Origin of the sequence: Xenorhabdus sp. PR6a (genome assembly GCF_028599065.1) — a bacterium.
In the GTDB taxonomy this organism is placed as follows: domain Bacteria; phylum Pseudomonadota; class Gammaproteobacteria; order Enterobacterales; family Enterobacteriaceae; genus Xenorhabdus; species Xenorhabdus doucetiae.
On sequence record NZ_JAQRFJ010000202.1, the window covers coordinates 1 to 692 of the forward strand.

1 protein-coding gene and 1 pseudogene are annotated in these 692 nt (G+C 31.2%); both read right to left on the reverse strand.

The features are described from left to right. Positions 1-54: 54 nt before the first annotated feature. Entirely contained in the window at positions 55-450 is a 396-nt protein-coding gene (locus PSI15_RS18345; RefSeq protein ID WP_045971677.1) for a DUF1240 domain-containing protein, read from the reverse strand. Next, positions 447-692: pseudogene (locus PSI15_RS18350) on the reverse strand (hypothetical protein); the annotation flags it as partial. The pseudogene PSI15_RS18350 and the gene PSI15_RS18345, both read right to left, overlap by 4 nt.

The window sequence follows — 692 nt, forward strand, 5'->3', positions numbered from 1 at the left end:
AAATAGGAGGGCTAAACTTGCGGAAACATGAGGACGGAATATTTACAAAAAATTTCAATTACATAACTTAATGTCTTTAACATAAGTAGTCGGTGACATCCATGAAATTTTTTCACAAACCAAATAGCCATCGTTTTTCAGTTGATAACCTACAAAAAAAGATATCGGAAAACCGATAATTAATGAAATAAACATTAACTTGCTCAAATATTTCACTATACATTCATTATATTTTGGCAATCTATTAAATATGAAGAAAAAAGCAGACCCTGCCATAGAATAAAATATTAGTGGAAATGATAAAAAGTACATTACAACCGCACCAGAAAACACTATCAAATCTTTCATAAGCACTAAAGAAATAATGTATTCGCTAACAGGAATCATAATGCTTGTAACTACAATAAGCATTATCAAAGAGCCTAATAATTTAATGTATTTATTCTTCATCTAATATTACCTAATCCATTAAATATTTGTTGCAGGTTAGCCTCTGGTGTTCTTTTCTTTCTATCAATCTCATTTTTAATATATTTTATAACTTTATCACTTATTTGATATTGTTTATCAAGATAATCCAGTCCTATAGCTACCCCTATCCCAACGAGGAATACAATACCTGCTACGGCAACAACACTTCCCCCTACAAGCGCAGTAGCTGTTAATAATGAACCTACAGCCCAAGAGGAAGC

What these genes read in the sequence shown, in the direction of transcription:
- PSI15_RS18345 (WP_045971677.1), bottom strand. Translation starts at nt 450, where the DNA reads ATGAAGAATAAATACATTAAATTATTAGGCTCTTTGATAATGCTTATT.